This is a genomic window from Candidatus Protofrankia datiscae, assembly GCF_000177615.2.
Lineage (GTDB): Bacteria > Actinomycetota > Actinomycetes > Frankiales > Frankiaceae > Protofrankia > Protofrankia coriariae.
The window spans coordinates 2,329,706-2,344,985 of the sequence record NC_015656.1; the positions used below are offsets into that span (position 1 = coordinate 2,329,706).

General features: G+C 69.8%; 13 protein-coding genes. 3 read left to right on the forward strand and 10 right to left on the reverse strand.

What is annotated here, in order from left to right:
* Positions 1-15: 15 nt before the first annotated feature.
* Positions 16-243: an acyl carrier protein gene (locus FSYMDG_RS09545; RefSeq protein WP_013873331.1), complete on the reverse strand. Its 228-nt coding sequence runs from the start codon at positions 241-243 to the stop codon at positions 16-18.
* Positions 244-690: 447 nt separating this feature from the next.
* Between FSYMDG_RS09545 and FSYMDG_RS09550 the strand changes: the two genes are divergently transcribed.
* Positions 691-2,655 carry an HAD-IIIC family phosphatase gene (locus tag FSYMDG_RS09550; protein WP_013873332.1) on the forward strand — a complete coding sequence of 655 codons (1,965 nt, stop codon included), beginning with the start codon at positions 691-693 and terminating at the stop codon, positions 2,653-2,655.
* Between the two features lie 483 nt (positions 2,656-3,138).
* On the opposite strand, the gene FSYMDG_RS09555 is transcribed toward FSYMDG_RS09550, so the two are convergent.
* Positions 3,139-4,635 (reverse strand): MFS transporter, encoded by a 1,497-nt coding sequence (locus FSYMDG_RS09555; RefSeq protein WP_013873333.1) that lies wholly within the window; start codon positions 4,633-4,635, stop codon positions 3,139-3,141.
* 159 nt (positions 4,636-4,794) lie between these two features.
* Between FSYMDG_RS09555 and FSYMDG_RS09560 the strand changes: the two genes are divergently transcribed.
* Positions 4,795-5,511, forward strand: coding sequence for a TetR/AcrR family transcriptional regulator (locus FSYMDG_RS09560; protein WP_013873334.1), 717 nt, complete (start codon positions 4,795-4,797; stop codon positions 5,509-5,511).
* A 207-nt stretch (positions 5,512-5,718) separates the two neighbouring features.
* Positions 5,719-6,291 (forward strand): allene oxide cyclase barrel-like domain-containing protein, encoded by a 573-nt coding sequence (locus tag FSYMDG_RS09565; protein ID WP_013873335.1) that lies wholly within the window; start codon positions 5,719-5,721, stop codon positions 6,289-6,291.
* A 431-nt stretch (positions 6,292-6,722) separates the two neighbouring features.
* Here FSYMDG_RS09565 and FSYMDG_RS09570 read toward each other — a convergent pair whose 3' ends face one another.
* The 8 genes from FSYMDG_RS09570 to FSYMDG_RS09610 all read right to left on the reverse strand — a co-directional run bounded on the left by FSYMDG_RS09570 (position 6,723) and on the right by FSYMDG_RS09610 (position 15,109).
* Positions 6,723-8,069, reverse strand: coding sequence for an NtaA/DmoA family FMN-dependent monooxygenase (locus tag FSYMDG_RS09570; RefSeq protein WP_013873336.1), 1,347 nt, complete (start codon positions 8,067-8,069; stop codon positions 6,723-6,725).
* 90 nt (positions 8,070-8,159) lie between these two features.
* On the reverse strand, positions 8,160-9,203 hold the full coding sequence (locus FSYMDG_RS09575; RefSeq protein WP_013873337.1) for an ABC transporter ATP-binding protein: 1,044 nt from the start codon (positions 9,201-9,203) through the stop codon (positions 8,160-8,162).
* A complete protein-coding gene (locus tag FSYMDG_RS24370; protein WP_013873338.1) occupies positions 9,190-11,214 on the reverse strand; it encodes a dipeptide/oligopeptide/nickel ABC transporter permease/ATP-binding protein in 2,025 nt (674 codons plus the stop codon). Before FSYMDG_RS24370 ends, FSYMDG_RS09575 begins: the two co-directional genes overlap by 14 nt.
* Positions 11,211-12,224: an ABC transporter permease gene (locus tag FSYMDG_RS09590; RefSeq protein ID WP_013873339.1), complete on the reverse strand. Its 1,014-nt coding sequence runs from the start codon at positions 12,222-12,224 to the stop codon at positions 11,211-11,213. The genes FSYMDG_RS24370 and FSYMDG_RS09590 overlap by 4 nt, the downstream gene beginning before the upstream one ends.
* 16 nt (positions 12,225-12,240) lie before the next feature.
* Positions 12,241-12,642 (reverse strand): hypothetical protein, encoded by a 402-nt coding sequence (locus FSYMDG_RS09595; RefSeq protein WP_157490999.1) that lies wholly within the window; start codon positions 12,640-12,642, stop codon positions 12,241-12,243.
* 56 nt (positions 12,643-12,698) lie between these two features.
* Positions 12,699-13,595 carry an IS3 family transposase gene (locus tag FSYMDG_RS24375; protein WP_349304129.1) on the reverse strand — a complete coding sequence of 299 codons (897 nt, stop codon included), beginning with the start codon at positions 13,593-13,595 and terminating at the stop codon, positions 12,699-12,701.
* Positions 13,596-13,606: 11 nt separating this feature from the next.
* The gene (locus tag FSYMDG_RS28275; RefSeq protein WP_043602641.1) at positions 13,607-13,897 is read right to left on the reverse strand and encodes a transposase; all 291 of its coding nucleotides are present in this window, start codon (positions 13,895-13,897) and stop codon (positions 13,607-13,609) included.
* Positions 13,898-13,909: 12 nt separating this feature from the next.
* Positions 13,910-15,109 (reverse strand): ABC transporter substrate-binding protein, encoded by a 1,200-nt coding sequence (locus FSYMDG_RS09610; protein WP_050803454.1) that lies wholly within the window; start codon positions 15,107-15,109, stop codon positions 13,910-13,912.
* Positions 15,110-15,280 lie beyond the last annotated feature (171 nt).

Here is a 15,280-nt window from a genome sequence, read left to right on the forward strand (position 1 = left end):
CGTGGGACGCGGAGCCTACCGACCGGTGGTCAGCGCGTAGAGCCGCTCCAGGCTCGTCGCCTCCAGGACGTCCGGCAGGGACAGCCGCTGCCCGGTCGTCCGTTCCAGGATGGTCGCGAGGGTGAGCAGGTGCACCGAGTCCCAGCCGGGTATCTCGTCGAGTTCTCGGCCGGCGTCGGTGGCCGACACCGGCAGGCCCAGTTCGTCGCGGACGAGCGTGACCAGATCCTCGATGCTGTCCATCCGTCGTCTCCATTCGTCGTGATCATTCATTGCGGTCATTCATTGTGGTCCTCGTCGCGGTCACCTTCATGACCATGCCTGTGGCCGTGCTGGGAGCGCGTCGTCGGTGCCGGGAGACCGTGGCCGGACCGCATCGGCCGTGGACGGTAAAAACCGCGTCCTACATCCTGCGGGACGCGCCTTGGACGGCGCTAGTTCCGGCCCTGGGCCCGACCGGCAACGAACCCGTACGGCATCACACCCGTACGACGTCGGCGATCACAACACTAGCGGAACTTTAGTCCCCGCTTTAGTCGCCGTCCGGATGATTTGACTGTGTGGCCGTGACGTTCGGATGGCGTTCGGCTGGCATTCGGACAGCGTTCGGACGGTCCGAGGGCGGTCACGACGGTTGGCGAATTCCGCCCGTGGATCGACGCCGATCCACTCTTGAGAAAGGTCCCGGCGATGACGGTCTCCAGCACCACCGGTTCCGCGCGGCCCGCCCCCGGCGTTTCCCCGGCACCCGCCGACGGCCGGCGGGCCGCCACCGACCTGCTCGGCCTGCACCGTGACGGCCGGATAGCCGCCGAGTTCCCCCGGGTCCGCCAACTGCTGGCGGACGCCTCCGCGGAGGAACTGGCGCGGGCGGGGCGCCTGCTCGTCCAGGTCGGCCCGGACGAGGTGCTGCGGGAGCATCCGTCGACCCCGGTCGTGCGGATCGCCGTCACCGCGCACGGCACGGTCTCCGCGCTGCTGCCGGCCCTGGCCGGGGAACTCGGCCGGCACGGTCTGCTGCTGCGTTCCCAGCTGGGGACCTTCGACAGTTACGTGTTCGAGCTCACCGATCCCGGCAGCTCCCTGCACGCCCATGCGGCCGATCTCGTCCTGGCCCTGCTCGACCCGACGATCGTCTTCGACGAGGTGCCGCTCCCGTGGGATCCCGACGCGGTCGAACGGGTCCTGGATGCCAAGATCTCCCTGCTCGAGACGCTGGTCACCCGCTTCACCGAGATCAGCCGGGGAACCCTGGTGCTCAACACGCTGCCGTTGCCACGCCGGTTCACCGCCCAGCTCGTCGACCATCGGTCGCGGGCCCGGCTGGGGGCGGTGTGGCGACGGGCGAACGCCCGGCTGCTCGGCCTCACCGAACGCTTTCCCGCGCTGGTGGTGCTCGATCTGGACCCGCTCGTCGCCGAGGGCGTGCCGGTCACCGACTCCCGGCTGACGGTCTACGCCAAGGCCCACCTGTCCGCCGGCCTGCTCGCCGCCTACGCCCGGGAGGTCGGCCACCTCGCCCGCAACATCACCGGGCGCACCAGCAAGGCCCTGGTGCTCGACCTGGACAACACCCTGTGGGGCGGGATCGTCGGTGACGACGGGGTGGAGGGTATCGAGGTCGCCGGCTCCTACCGGGGTGAGGCGTTCCGGGCCGTGCAGAAGGTCGTGAAGCAGATCGGGGCGCAGGGCGTGCTGCTCGCCGCGGTCAGCAAGAACGAGGCCGACGTGGTGCGCGACGCGCTCGCCGGGCATCCGGAGATGACGCTGCGCCCGGACGACTTCGTGCGGATCATCGCCAACTGGCGGCCCAAGCACGAGAACCTCCTGGACCTTGCCAGCTCGCTCAACCTCGGGGTCGACAGCTTCGTCTTCGTCGACGACTCCGCCTACGAGCGCGGCCTCGTCCGGGCCGAACTGCCCGACGTCGCCGTGGTCGCGGTCGACGAGGACCCCGCCGGTCACCTGGACGCGGTGCTGCGTGACGGATGGTTCGACACCCGGGAGCTGACCGCCGAGGACCGTGTCCGGGTGCGGCGCTACCGGGAGGAACTCGACCGCCGCGACTTCCAGGAGGGCTTCGCCTCGATCGAGGAGTACCTGGGCGGCCTGGAGATCGTGGTGCGGCTGGGGGTGGCCCGGGAGGCCGACGTGCCTCGGGTCAGCCAGCTCACCCTGCGGACGAACCAGTTCAACACCACGACCCGCCGGCTGCCCGCGCCGGACCTGCGTGATCTGCTCGACCGGCCGGAGCACACGGTGCTCACGATCCGCTCCGAGGACCGTTTCGGTGACAACGGCCTGGTCGGCGCGGTCTTCCTGCGCCGGGTGGAGGGGGTCGTGCACATCGACAACTTCCTGCTGAGCTGCCGGGTGTTCTCCCGGGGGATCGAGCAGGCCTGCCTGGCGACCGTGCTCGAACGTGCCCGTGACACAGGTGCGCACGCCGTCGCCGCCACCTACCGGCCGACGGCGAAGAACCGCATCGTGGCCGACTTCTACCCCCGGCACGGGTTCGTCCCGGCCGAGCCGGGCCCCGCGGACGGGCGGGACGGCGGCGAGGACGCGACGACGTTCCGGCACGACCTGACATCGGTCACGCAGGTGCCCGCGTACGTCACCCTGCTCGACGAGACCCTGGTTGGTGGCTCGTAGCGGGTGGGCGGTGCGTAGCGGTGGCTCTGCCCGCTCCATTCGCATCCCGCCCGCCACCTCGTTGGCGGGATGGCGAGGCGTTCCCGGAAATCCACCACGGGGCATCCCGCCCTGCCACCTCGCCGGCGAGGTGGCAGGGCGCGGGCGTCTGGGCCGACGGGCGGGCTGACTGCGGCACCCGCTGGCGCGGGCACTGCGGTCGTCGTTGTTTCTGAATTCGGTTCCGAATTGGGCCGCACCCGCGGGCGCGGGCACGGCCCGCCGTGGCGTCGGGCCGTGCAACCCGCGTGAATCCAGAAACCGATCCTGACCAGTTTGGCCTGCCGTCTGATCGGTATGCGTCTGATCGGTACAGCTCGCCGGGGCGTCGGGCCATACCCGCGCAGCGCGAATCCCGCTGGCGGGCGGGGGCAGGGCCCGCTTACACGATCCGGGCGCGATCCGGGCAGTGGCGGCGAGGATCGGCTCGGGGACGGCCGGGACTCAGGCGGCCGCCTCGGCGGGCCGGCGTCCCGGCAGGTACCAGAACACGAGGCCGAGGACGACGGCGACCGCGGCGATCACTGCGCCGCCGGTGAAGGCGCGGGTGACGCCGCCGGCGACATCGTCCGCAGCGGTGTACAACGTCAGCAGGATGGCGATACCGAGGGAACCGCCGACCGACAGCGCCGACTGGAGCACCCCGGAGGTGACGCCGATCTCCTCCGGCGCGCTCTGGGACAAGATGATGATGTTGAGTGGGACGACGGCCGCGCCTGCGCCGGCGCCCAGCAGGATGATCGGCACGAGGATGCCGGTGGCGTAGTCGCTGTCGTTGCCGAGACGGCTGAGCCAGAACAGCGCCAGGGCCATCACGGCGAATCCGAGGATGGCCAGCGCCCGCGGGTTCAGGCGGGTGAGGATCTTCGGCACGGCCCGTGCCGCCAGCAGCAGGGACACCCCGAAGGGGAGGAAGGCCAGCCCCGTGACCAGCGGTTCCAGCTCGAGGACCCGTTGGAGGAACTGGGTCAGGAAGAACAGGAAGCCCGTCAGTGCGAACGCCATCAGCAGCAGGTTGACGAACGCGCCGGCCCGGCCACGATGGGTGACCACCCGCAGGGGCAGCAGCGGCGAGCTGGCCTGTGCCTCCCGCAGGACGAAGCCGGCCAGGACCGCCACTCCGCCCACCAGGCCCGCGACCGCCCTGCCGGAATCCCAGCCGTCCTCGGCGGCCGCCACGAAGCCGTAGACCAGAGCCGTCATGCCGATCACGGACAGGACCGCGCCCGGAACGTCGAGCGCACGGCGTTCGTCGGAGCGACTGGGGGAGGGCACGACCCGGGCGGTGAGCAGCGCGACGGCGACACCGATCGGCGCGTTGATCAGCAGCGTCCAGCGCCAGTTCGCCAGGTCGGTGAGGATGCCGCCGAGCACCATGCCGGCGGACGCCGCCAACCCGGTCACCGTCGAATACACCGCGAAGGCCCGCTGCTGCCGCGCGCCGGTGAAGGTCGTGGCGAGCAGCGCCAGCCCGGCCGGCCCGGCCAGCGCCGCTCCGGCGCCCTGCAGGACGCGGCCGGTCAGCAGCAGACCGACGTTGGACGCGAGCCCGGCGAGCAGGGACGCGGCGGCGAGCAGGCTGGTGCCCGCGATGAAGGTGGTGCGGTGTCCGACAACGTCCCCCAGCCGGCCGCCGAAGAGCAGCAGGCCGCCGAAGGCGAGCAGGAAACCGTTGACAACCCAGGACAGCGAGCCGGCGGAGAGCCCGAGATCCTCCTGCAGGTTGGGCAGTGCGACGGCGACGATCGTGGCGTCGAGCTGGAGGATGAACTCGGCGCCGACGATCGCCGCGAGGATGAGGCCGAGCGCGCCCGGCCGGGCCGTGCGGCCCGCTGTCTCCGGCTGGGTGACGCCCTGGTCGGGCGCGGCGGCGGGGCGCACAGCCGTGGTCGTGTCGGTGCCGGTCGTGCCCGTTGCGGGCACGTCAGCATCGGTGGTCATCTGCTCTCCTTGTCTGGCGACGTCTTGTCTGGTGACGGCATGGCGTGAAGCCAGCACAGCTTCAATCTACACTTGGTACCAAGTAAAACTAAACTTTGCAGTTTGACTTTGTACAACGTACTGGCGAAGACATGGCCGTGCCGCTGTACCATCACGGTCATGACCGACGCCGCGCACCGCCCGACGAGCCGGGGACGGATCGTGAAGCGGGAGGCGATCCTCGACGCGGCGTTGAAGGTCTTCGCCCAGGACGGCTACCCGGCCGCGAGCATCGACCGGATCGTGGCCGTCGCCGGGGTGTCGAAACCGACCGTCTACAACCACTTCGCGGACAAGGAGGCCCTGTTCCGCACGGTCATGTGCGACGCCGCGCGCCACTCCGCGGAAAAGATCATCGCGTCGCTCGACACGCTCTCCGACGACGGAGCCGAACTGGCCAACCAGCTCACGAAGGTGGCCTACCTGATCCTGGAATGTCAGCTCAGTGACGAGGGCTGGGTGCTGCAACGACTGCTGTACGCCGAAGCGGTCCACATGCCCGACCTGTACGACACGGTGCTCTCCCTGGGCAGCGGCCCGGTCGTCGACGCCCTGGCGGGGCGGCTCGCTCGTCTCGCGAACCGGGGGCATCTCGACATCGACGATCCCGAGAGCGCCGCGAACCAGTTCATGACGCTCGTCGCGGGGAACCTGCCGGCGCTGTCCGCGCTGGGCACCCGGCCCATCCATCCGATCGACCTCGACGCCGCCGTCACCGCGGGTGTCCGGACCTTCCTGCGGGCCTTCGCCGCCCGCCGCCGGCCGCGCGGGCCGGCGCGGACACGGCCGGCTCTCGCGACGGCTCACTCCTCGCCCCAGCCGCCCCCGGCCGACTGAGCGGCCGCCCGCCCGCGGCCCGGGGTTTCCCGCCTGCGGTACGGGCGTCTCCGCCCGCGGCGCGGGGTTTTCCGCCTGCGGCGTGGGCTTTCCCACCTGTGGCACGGGCTTCTCCGCCCACGGCACAAGGTTCGGTTCAGCGGCTCTTCCTACCGTCGAAGACGGATCCCGGTCCCATCCGTCCGAACAGCAGCGAGGAGAACCGCCATGCCCTCTCTCCGTCCCCCGCAGGGACTCCGTCTCCCGTCGGCCGGCCGTCTCCCGGCGGCGCTCGCTCCGGTGCGGGCGGCCGTGACGTCCGGGGTGCTCGCGACCCTCGCGGTGCCGCCGCTCGCGCCTCCCCGCGGCACGACCATCGCCGACCCGAAGAACGCCCTGCTGCTGTTCGACCTGGTGGAGAAGGTGCTGGCCTACGACTCCAACAACGAGGACCCGAGCGGGCAGAACCCGACCCTGGACGACGTGGCCGAGGTCGCCTACGAGTTCGTCGGCGCCGACGGCAGGACGATCGGGACGACCAAGGGCTACGGCCGGATGCTGTACCAGCGTCCGGACGGTGGCTTCGTGGCCTACTTCTCGGAGGAGATAAAGCTCCAGGACGGCAACGTCATCCGCACGGGCGGGCTCATCGATGACACCCGGCTGACCGCGGGGGAGCAGGCGACGATCAACGCCGTCGGTGTCGCGGGCCCGTTCCGGGGCGCCGTGGGCTTCCGGCAGTTCCGACCGGTCGTCCCGCACAAGGAGTACCAGTCCAACATCGTGCTCTACCGACGGTAGGGTGCCCGCGGCCCCGCCGCGCACGGTCATCGGTACTCGGGTTTCGGTCATCGCGGTGCCTGGGGTGCGGCTGTCAGCACCCGATATGTAACTGTCGATATTTTTTAGTATGGTTTTTGGCGTTCGCGGTGCGGTCACTGACGCTCGGAGCGCTACTGGCGGCAGCCAAGGCGCGGCTGTTGGCGTCTCAGATGTGGCTGTCAGTATCCGCACTGTAACTGTTGATGTCTGACGTGTAGCCGTACGGTGTGCACTGGTGTTCCGGACGGAAACCCCGTCCGGCGCCGGCTCACGTCCACCCGCCGCACGTCGTCCGCCCGGACAGCCGTGCGCTGCCCGGGCGGACAGGTGGCGGGGCGTGTTCTTCCGGCGACCGGTGACGGCGTTCACGATGTCCACGTCGTCCACGGCCGCCGGCGGGGCGGGGGCGATCAGTTGCCCCGGTCGGTGACGGTGTCCCGCTTGACGAAGCGGTTGGGTGGGACAGGCAGCCCGAGGTGGTCGCGCAGTGTCCGGCCCTCGTATTCGCGCCGGGCCAGCCCGCGTTCCTGCAGGATCGGCAGGACGGAGTCCACGAAGGCCGTCAGCCCCCCGGGCATCGCCTCCATGAGCATGAAACCGTCCGTGGCACCGGCTTCGAACCATTCCTGCATGCGGTCGGTGATCCCCTCGGGTGTCCCGATGAACTCCCCCCGCGGGGTGATCATCTCCAGGGCCGTCTGCCGCAGCGTCCAGCCGTTTTCCCGGGCACGTCGCCTGATCCGCCGGGAGCCGGCCTGGAACGCGTCGTCGCCGATCCCGCCCAGGTCCGGGAAGGGCGCGTCCAGGTCGTAACCGGTGAAGTCGTGCTGACCGAACATGAGGGACAGGTAGCGCAGGGCATGGTCCGTGCTGACCAGGTCGGCCACCTCCTGATAGCGCCGCTCGGCCTCCTGCTGCGTCGGGGCGACGAACACGGTGACCCCTACGAACACCACGGGCAGACCGTCGGGACGTCCGGCCGCCGCCGCCCGCCGCCGGATGTCCCGGGTGAAGGCGACGGCGTCGGCCAGGCTCTGCGGGCCGAGGAAGATGCCGTCCGCCTCACGGGTGGCGAAGGTCCTGCCGGCCTCCGACGATCCGGCCTGGAAGATGACGGGTGATCCCTGCGGGGGCCGTTCGATGTTCAGCGGTCCCCGCACGGAGAAGAACTCGCCACGATGGTCGAGGGTGTGCAGCCTGGCGCGGTCGAAGAACACGCCGGACTCCTTGTCCCGGATCAGGGCGTCGTCCTCCCAGGAGTCCCACAGGCCCTGGATGACGTCGAGGTATTCGGCCGCTATCCGGTAACGGGTGTCGTGTTCGGGATGCTCCTGTTCGGTCCGGTTGAAGTTGCGGGCGGTCGCGGCCGCCGCGGACGTCACGATGTTGATCCCGGCCCGGCCGCCACTGATGTGGTCGATCGTCGCGAGCTGCCGGGCGACGGTGTAGGGCTCGCTGTAGGAGGTCGACACCGTGCCGACCAGGCCGATGTCGCTGCTGGCCGCCGCGAGTGCGCCCAGCAGCGCGATCGGTTCGAACTGGGTCAGGTACTGCGGGGTCGAGTTGGCGGTGATGTGCAGGGTGTCGGTGATGAAGAGCAGGTCGAAACGCCCCTTCTCAGCCGTGCGGATCCACCGCCGGTAGAGCTCGAAGTCGACGGCGCCGTCCGCGGGCACGTCGGGATGGCGCCAACCGGCGACCGCGCTGCCGATTCCGTGCAGCAACACGCCCAGCTTCAGCCTGCGGCCTGCTGTCATGGTCGTCGTCCACTCCTTCTCGGGCGGTCCATTTCTCGGGCGATCCGGTCCTCGGGCGGTCCGGCTCGGGTGGTCCGGGGGTTACCGGCTTCAGCCGGTCACGGCGTTCCCGGGCCCCGGCCGGGCCGTGGCCGGGTCGAGGTCACGGCCGTCATGCTCGGAGCCATCATGATCATGGCTGGAGCCGTGGTCGGCGCCGGAGCCAGAGTCAGGGTCGAGGCCACGGGCCGAACGCGGGCTGGATGCGATGAGCAGCCGGGTGTACGGGTGCGTGGGTGCCGCGAACACCCGCGCCGTCGGCCCCTCCTCGACGATCCGGCCGTTGTGGAGGACCGCGACCCGGTCCGCGACGTCCGCCATGCTCGCGAGGTCGTGCGAGATGATCAGCATGGCTATCGCCTGGTCGTCGCGCAGCCGCGCGAGCAGCCGCAGGATGTGCGTGCGGTTCGCGGCGTCCAGGGCGCTGACCGGTTCGTCGCAGATCAGCAGCCGGGGGTGGGTGACGATCCCGCGGGCGATCGCGACCCGCTGGCGCTGGCCGCCGGAGATCTCGCCGGGCAGACGGTCGAGGAACTCCGGGCCGAGGCCGACGGCGACGAGGGCCTCGGCGGCGCGCTGACGGCGTCCCGCGGGATCGAGCTCCCGACGGATCGCGAGCCCTTCCGTGACGATGTCGGCGACCCGCTGGGCGGGGTCGAGCGAGCGCAGCGGGTCCTGGAAGATGAACTGGATCCGGCCGCGGCGGCGTAGTGCCCGCCGGTGCCGGCCGCGCAGGCCCTGGATCTGCGCCCCCTCGAACCGGATCGTGCCAGCGGTGGGGCGCACGAGGCCGACGATGGCCCGGCCCAGGGTCGTCTTGCCCGATCCCGTCTCCCCGATCAGCCCGACGATCTCGCCGGGGGAGATCGTGAGGTCGACGCCGTCGAGGACGGTGTGGATGATCCCGTCCGGGCCGTGGAAACCGGCCCGCAGGCCGGCCACCCGCAGCAACGGCTCGTCGTCCGCGGGGGACAGGTCGTGGGACGGGCCGGTGCTGGCCGCTGGGCCGGCGTCGGCCGGCAGCTGGGCGGTGATCGGTTCGCCGGCCGCGTCGGAGTGCTTGCGAGCGGCGGGCACCAGCTCAGACCCGGACAACTGGAGCCTCCTGAGCGGACCCGGGGGAGGCAGCCGGCACAGCGCCTGCCGATGCCGCCGCGACCAGGGAACGGGTGTAGGGGTGGGAAGGCCGGTGGACGATCTCGTCGGCCGGTCCGGTCTCGACGATGCGGCCGCGGTGGAACACGGCGATCCGGTCGCACACGCCCGCCACGATGTCGAGGTCGTGGGTGACGAACAGCAGGGACATGTTCAGCCGTGCCCGCAGGGCCGCCAGCAACGCCAGTACTTCGGCCTGGGTGCGCACGTCGAGCGCCGTGGTCGGCTCGTCGGCGACGAGCAGGTCCGGCTCGCACGAGACGGCGACGGCGAGCATGACCCGCTGCTGCATCCCGCCGGAGAGCCGGCTGGGGATCTGCCGGGCGACCTTCGCCGGATCCCGGATCTCCACCGCGGAGAGCAGTTCGAGGGCCCGCTGCCGGGCCGCCTGCCGGCCCAGCCCGCCGTGGCGGCGCAGGACCTCGGTGAGCTGCCGGCCGACGGTGAGCGACGGGTTGAGGTAGGACGCCGGATCCTGGAACACCGTCCCGATCCGGGCACCACGCAGCGGGCGCCACTGCTTCTCGGTCAGCGCGGTCACGTCCTGGCCGTCGAAGACGATCGTTCCGCCGCTGACGACGCAGCCCTCCGGCAGGGCGCCGAGCAGCGCGCGGCAGGTGAGGGTCTTCCCACTGCCGGACTCGCCGACGAGCCCGAGAGCCTCACCACGGCCAAGGGCGAAGCTGACCGCGCGCACCACATCGCCCCGGTGGCCAGCGGCCGTGTGAGTGGGCGCGGTCACCCACAGATCCGTCACCCGCAGCAGCACGGCGTCGGAGCCCTCCTGAGGCGACGGGTCGTCAGGAACATCCGCAACGTTCCTGACACCCGTGCTGTCAGCTGTGTCCGCACCCGGTGTGTCTGCATCCGTTATATCTGTATTCGGCACATCTGAATCCAGTGCGCCTGTATCCGGTACGTCCGCGGTTGCCGGGCCGGACGGGCCGGCCTGGTCAGCCGGCCCGTCCGCCGGGCTGGCGGGGTCGGGGCCAGTCGTGGTGAGGCCCACCAGCAGGCTCCCCGGCCCTGCCCCGACCTGTTCAGGCAGGGCGGGCGAAGTGACGGGGGAGGGCGTGGCGGTGCGGGACGGGCTGGGGCGCGAGTGCCTCGGATTCCTCGCGTTCCTCGGGTTCCTTGCGTCAAGGCCCTCGCGTAGCCCGTCCGCGAGGGTGTGGAACGACCAGATCGTCAGGACGATGATCAGCCCGGGCCACAGCGGCGCGAGCGGGTCCTCCCACAGATGGCTGGTTGTCACCGCGAGCATGCCGCCCCAGGTCGGCGCGGGAGGCTGGCTGCCCAGGCCGATGAAGTTCAGGCTCGAGCTGGTGAACACCGCGCCGCCCAGCGTGATCGAGGTGGTGACAGCGATCGTCGGCAGGACCTTGCGCCCGACATGCCGGCGGATGATCCACCATCGGGAGGCGCCCAGCAGGGCGGCCGACTCGACGTACTGGGTGCGGCTGAAAGCGAGCGCCTCGGCCCGGACGATGCGGAAGAAGCGTGGCGCCATCAGGAACCCGATCGCGATGACCAGCGCGGCCGGGCCGTTCGAGAACAGCCCGCCGACCGCGACCGCGAAGATCACGGTGGGCAGTGTGAGCAGCGCGTCGACCGTCCGCAGGGCGGCAAACGCGGACCAGCGGCCGAGCAGGGCGGAGGCGATGCCCGGCAGCACGCCGAGCAGGGCGCCGAGGGCCACCATCGCCACGGCGCTTAGGATCGTTTCGCGGGTGCCCGCGACGAGCCGGCTGAGGGTGTCCCGTCCCAGGTAGTCGGTTCCCAGCCAGTGGCCTCCACCGGGAGCGGCCAGGGCCGAGTCGAGATCCTGGGCGAACGGGTCGTGGGGGGCCAGCGTCTCACCGGTCACCGCGACCGTGAGGATCACGATGATGAACAGGCCCGCCGCCCGGGTGGGCAGCGAGGAGAAGACGGCCCGCAGGGCGTGTCTCATCGGCGCTCCTCCCTGGTGGCCGGCCGCAGCCGGGACAGCAGCGTGTCGACGGTGATGTTGGAGATCAGGACGAACGCGACCGTCACCAGCAGCACTCCCTGGATGACGGGCACGTCATGGCTGGTGGCGCCCTGCAACGCGTATCGTCCGATCCCCGGCAGGCCGAACACCGTCTCCACGACGACGGCCCCGCCGAGCAGGTCGGGCAGTTCGAGGCCAAGCGTGGCCAGGGCGGGCCCGGCGGCGTTGCGCAACGTGTGGCCGAACAGGATGTGGGCCGGGGACAGCCCGCGCAGCCTTGCCCCGACGACGTAGTTCTCCCCGAGCGCGCTCACCAGGGAGGTGCGCAACTGCCGGGCCACGACGGCGCCGGGCAGCAGGCTGAGCGCGAATCCCGGCATGATCACATGGCGGAGCCAGTCGAGGGGATCCTTCGCGATCGGCACGTACCCGCTCGCTGGCAGCCATCGCCAGGTCACCGCGAACAGGACGACCAGCATGACCCCGACCAGGAACACCGGGACGGTGAGCGCGAGCGAGGACACCGCCGTCACCAGTCGGTCGACGACGCTTCCCCGCCGCACCGCCGCCGCGATACCGGCCGCGGCGCCGAATAGCACGGCCAGCACCACGGCGACGCTCACGATCGACAGGTCGACCGCGAGCCGCTGCCCCAGGCTCTGGGCGACCGGGATGTCGGAGAAGTACGACCTGCCGAGATCCCCGCTGACGGCGTCGCCCAGCCAGCTGAAGTACTGGACGACGAAGGGGCGGTCGAGCCCCCACAGGTGCCGCAGCTCGGCGACCTGTTCCGGGGTCGCGTTCTGGCCGAGTTTCTGCGCGGCCGGGTCGCTGGGCGACAGGAAGGTCAGGGCGAAGATGACCAGGCTGCTGACCAGTGCCATGATCACCAACGTGGCCAGCAACGCCGCCACGCGGCGGACGGCGGGCAGGAGGACCCTGGTCGCTCCCGCCCGCCGGCCCCGCGGGCCGAGTGTGATCTCGGTCATGGGATAGCGGGTCCGCCTACGCGGCCAGCCGGACGCCCTCGAGCCGTGGCGAGGTGAGATACCCGACCAGGCCCGTCAGCTTCTTCGAATGGGCGAGCAGCCAGGGCTGGGAGAACACCAGGACATCCGAGCCCTTGGTAGCGGCTATCTTCGTGGCCTCCTGCAGGGCGGGGGCGTAGCCCGGGTCGTCGATCGGGAACCGGGCGACGTTCTTCAGCGCTTCGGTGAGTGCCGCCGGGTCGTAGCTGCTGTACTGCGTGGCGGTGGTCGTGAGCTGCTGGGCCGGGGCCTCGCGGCCGAAGGTCCCGCTCAGCAGCAGGCCGACCTCACGCTTGATGTAGAAGCGTTCGGCGACCTGCCCGAACGGGATTTTTTCCAGTTTGACCGTCAGCCCGATCGCCTCGAACTGGGCCTGCAACAGCTGGGCCTCCACCTCGCGGTGTGGAGGGTTCCCACTTTCGTGGACAGTCCTAACTATGCAGCACGAAGTGTTTGTCCGTCAAATTCTTCCTCGAACTCGACAGGCGTGAGATAGCCGATCGAGGAGTGCAACCGCTGCCGGTTGTAGTAGATCTCGACATATTCGAAGATCCCCGCCCGGACGCGGTCTATGGTATCGAACGGGTGGAGGTGGACGAACTCCTTCTTGAGGGTGGCCCAGAAGGACTCCGCCGCGGCGTTGTCGAAACAGATCCCGGTACGGCCGACGGAGTTTCGGACGTTGTTGTCGCGACAGAAGGCGACGAACTCACGGCTGGTGTACTGACCGCCTCGGTCGGCGTGGAATATGACGCCGCCGGGTGGCCGCCGGCGGGTGACGGCCATACGAAGCGCGTCGAGAACGAGTTCGGTGCGCATGTGATCGGCGACCGCCCAGCCGACGATCTTCCGAGAGAACGCGTCGATGACGGAGGCCATGTACACCCAGCCATCCCAGGTGCGAATATATGTTATGTCGCCGTACCACAACTGGTTCGGTGCGGACGCGGCGAAGTCTTGGCCGACAAGATCAGGCAGCGATGAGGAGTCCGCGGCCTGCACCGTCGTCACCGGCCGGCGGGGACGCGGATGCACGCTGACCAGGCCCATCGTCGCCATCAGCCGCTGGACCCGCTTGTAGGCGACGGCGACGCCCTGGCGGCGGATCTCGTGGAAGATCCGCCGCACGCCGTACCGCCCCTCGTGACGGTCGAAAACAGCTCTGATCATGGTCGACAAGGTGGCGTCGTCCTTCTCCCTCCGAGACGGGCCGCGTTTCTTCCACGCATAGTAGCCCTGTCGGGACAGGTCGAGTTTCTTGCACATGTAGTCGACGGGAAAGGTGTTCGCGCCGTCGGCGGACACAGGCTTCTTCGGAGCGTGTATCGAGATGAACTCGAACTTTACTTCTGCTCGCTCGCGAAGAAGCTCGCCGCTTTTTTTAGGAAGGCGATGTCCATCTGCGCCTGCGCGTACTTCTTCCGGAGCTCCTCAAGTTCCGCGCGCTCCGACACCGACAGCGGCCGCTCCTCGGTCTCGCCGTTCTCCTTCGCCTTCTTCACCCAGTTTCCCAACGTGGTCTCGTGGATACCCAGACTCTTCGCGACCTCGGTCACCGACCGGCCCGAGTCGAGCACCAACCTTACTGCCTCGGATTTGTACTCCTGGGTGAACTTCCGGCGAGCTGACCCCATGACGCTCCTTCCCTATGGACAGCGAACCTCAGGTTCGCTGTCCACGGAAGCGGGATCACTCCAGTCCACCCCGCCCGGGCTGGTGAAGTAGCTGATGACGACCGGTGTGCCGTCGTATCCCGCCTCGGTCAGCAGCGCCTTGGCCTTTGCCGGATCGTGAGCATAGAGGTTCTCAAGGGACGGGTTGTAACCGACATAGCCGCGGGGGAAGGGCTGGTAGACCACTTCGCCGTGGCCGGCGTTGAGCTTGTCCAGCAGTTCCTGCCGGTTGACGGCGTGGTTCAGCGCTTCGACAATCTTCGGATTGTCGAACGGCTTGATCGTCCGATTGATGGCGAGGTTGGAGATCTGCAGACTGCGGAACTCCTCCACCTGGAGGCCCGCCGCGGTCAGCGCCCTGGCCTGCGGTGGGGAGATGTAGTTGGCCAGCTGTATCTCGTCGCTCTGCAGCGCCGCCGCGATGGTGGCCGGGTCGGAGAGGAACTTCAGGGTCACCCCGGCGAGGTGGATGTTCGCCGCGTCCCAGTAGGCGGGGTTGCGCGTCAGCTCGGCCTGGCCGTCCGGCACGTAGCTGGTGAGGGAGAACGGGCCGGCTCCCACGGGCTTCGTGGCCAGCGCCTTCACGTCACCGGCCAGCGCCCGGGGGCTTACGATCATGCCGCTGCGCCCGCCGAGGACGAGGGGCAGCGCGTAGTCCTGGCGGCTGAGGTGGAAGACGGCCTCGGTCGGGCTGGTCGCGTCCACCGAGGCGATCGCGGCGAGGGACGGCGCGACCTGCGAACCCGTCTGGTTCTTGCCCCGTTCCACGTTCTGTTTGATCGCCGTGGCGTCGACCGGTGCACCGTCGGAGAACGTCTGGCCGGGGCGGAGGGTGAAGGTGAGCGTGAGTCCGTCAGGGGAGAACTTCCACTCGCTCGCAAGTCCCGGCCCGGCATCACCGTTGGGCGTCAGCCGTGTCAGGGAGGCGTAGGCGAGGCTCAGCGGGGTGACGTCGATACCGGAGTTGGAGGCGACGGGATCCCAGGTCGACAGTGGCGGTATCGACCAGCTCAGCACACCGCTGGCGGCGGAGGGGTCCGAGGACGCCGTGTCGTCGCTGCCGCAGGCGGCGACGGTCAGCGCGACCGCTGCTACTACGACGGCGGCGAGAACGGGGCGTCGACCACGCCGGTGGCGGCGCCGACGGCTGACAGCGGATAAGACGTTCTGCACCGTGTTCCATTCATACGGGTACGGCGGGCCGCGGGCGGCGTCCGCTGAATCTTGTGGTGACCGGATTCTTTTGTGGTGTGTCGTATAATTGTGCGCCTGTTGCCATGTCGACGTGGTTGCCGTGTCGACACGGATGAAGCGCCGACATGGACGACGTGCCGCCGTGACATT

Coding starts and splice junctions, on each gene's coding strand:
- FSYMDG_RS09545 (WP_013873331.1), bottom strand. CDS start 243: ATGGACAGCATCGAGGATCTGGTCACGCTCGTCCGCGACGAACTGGGC.
- FSYMDG_RS09590 (WP_013873339.1), bottom strand. CDS start 12,224: ATGACCGAGATCACACTCGGCCCGCGGGGCCGGCGGGCGGGAGCGACC.
- FSYMDG_RS24370 (WP_013873338.1), bottom strand. CDS start 11,214: ATGAGACACGCCCTGCGGGCCGTCTTCTCCTCGCTGCCCACCCGGGCG.
- FSYMDG_RS09565 (WP_013873335.1), top strand. CDS start 5,719: ATGCCCTCTCTCCGTCCCCCGCAGGGACTCCGTCTCCCGTCGGCCGGC.
- FSYMDG_RS28275 (WP_043602641.1), bottom strand. CDS start 13,897: ATGGGGTCAGCTCGCCGGAAGTTCACCCAGGAGTACAAATCCGAGGCA.
- FSYMDG_RS09555 (WP_013873333.1), bottom strand. CDS start 4,635: ATGACCACCGATGCTGACGTGCCCGCAACGGGCACGACCGGCACCGAC.
- FSYMDG_RS09560 (WP_013873334.1), top strand. CDS start 4,795: ATGACCGACGCCGCGCACCGCCCGACGAGCCGGGGACGGATCGTGAAG.
- FSYMDG_RS09570 (WP_013873336.1), bottom strand. CDS start 8,069: ATGACAGCAGGCCGCAGGCTGAAGCTGGGCGTGTTGCTGCACGGAATC.
- FSYMDG_RS09550 (WP_013873332.1), top strand. CDS start 691: ATGACGGTCTCCAGCACCACCGGTTCCGCGCGGCCCGCCCCCGGCGTT.